Origin of the sequence: Aquimarina algiphila (assembly GCF_007489275.1) — a bacterium.
GTDB lineage: Bacteria > Bacteroidota > Bacteroidia > Flavobacteriales > Flavobacteriaceae > Aquimarina > Aquimarina algiphila.
Genome location: NZ_VLNR01000162.1, coordinates 1 through 1,406 on the forward strand (window position 1 = coordinate 1; position 1,406 = coordinate 1,406).

Sequence of the window (1,406 nt, forward strand, 5' to 3'; positions counted from 1 at the left end):
GAGAGTCGATGAGAAGAAAAAGAAAAAAATCGTAATTTTAACACTGAAATAAACACGCTTTTGGGAACTGTTTTGCTATGCTCTATTTAAACAGGAATACCCGGGTCAATTTCATAGGAATCTCCAATAATTCTTCATATCAAATTGATTTGGATAAGAAAACATATGATTTATCCAAAGACCTTTCATCTAAAGGAGGGACACTATATGACGTAGCTCAAAATTTACCATCGGTTCAGTTGGAATCAGATGGTAATATAAGCATTAGAGGAAGTGGAGATATACAAGTGCTTATAGATGGAAGACCGAGTGGTTTGGCTAAGAATGCTAATTCTTTTAGGAGTATTCCAGCAAGTTCAATAGAGAAAATAGAAGTGATTACAAATCCATCTTCTAAATATGTGTCCAATGGAACTGGAGGGATAATTAATGTTGTTTTAAAGAAAGGGAAGAAAAAAAGACTGAATGGTAGTATTGAACTTTTTTCTGGATATCTTCTCAACGTAGGAACTAATATTAATCTAAATGGTAGTAATGATTATTCATCATGGTTTATGAATACTGGATTAGGATATTCAGAACCCAAAGGAGAAAATAGAATATTTGTGGATAATTTTGAAAATATACCCAATAAGGTTTTTCAGGAGTCTGAGAGGATTCGAAACCAGTTATATACTTTAATTAATGTTGGGGGAAATCTAGATTTGAATCCAAAAAATCAATTGATAGGAGATATTACTTTTAGATTTTCTGATGCAGATAATGATAATAATATTAGATATGAAGATTTCAATTTAAATGAATTAATAGAACTCTTTAATCGGTCAGAAAACGAGAGTGAAATAAATCGATTAATTCAGAGTAATTTAGGGTATAATTTGAAATTCAGTAAAGAAAAGCATGAATTAAAATTTGGTGTGAATACAGAGTTTTCTGTTACTGATGAGAAATCAATTATTGAAGAGAATCAAGTGTTTCCAATTCGAACTTTTAGAGGAATGGATAGGACTTATAATAATGAAAACTTTGAGAGGTATCTAATATCTGTAGATTACGTAAATCCTTTAAAGAATAATTCTAAATTAGAGTTAGGATATTTAACCAAATTATCTAAAATAGAGAATGATTTTATTACAGAAACTTTTTTTGATTCACAATGGATCGAGATTCCAGAGTTTACAGGAAGCACTATTTATGAAGAAGATATAATTGGATTTTATAGTCAATTTGCCAAAAAATATAAGAAAATTTCTTTTCAATTGGGATTGCGTACTGAGATTGGAGATTCCTATGAAATTGACCCGGGTATTCCTGTTTAAATAGAGCATAGCAAAACAGTTCCCAAAAGCGTGTTTATTTCAGTGTTAAAATTACGATTTTTTTCTTTTTCTTCTCATCGACTCTCC

General features: G+C 30.2%; 1 protein-coding gene. It reads left to right on the forward strand.

What is annotated here, in order from left to right:
* Positions 1-77 precede the first annotated feature (77 nt).
* On the forward strand, positions 78-1,319 hold the full coding sequence (locus FOF46_RS30790; RefSeq protein ID WP_143919245.1) for a TonB-dependent receptor plug domain-containing protein: 1,242 nt from the start codon (positions 78-80) through the stop codon (positions 1,317-1,319).
* Positions 1,320-1,406: the final 87 nt, after the last annotated feature.

Bases quoted from the DNA above. Each gene is read 5' to 3' on its own strand.
- FOF46_RS30790 (WP_143919245.1), top strand. From the start codon at position 78: ATGCTCTATTTAAACAGGAATACCCGGGTCAATTTCATAGGAATCTCC.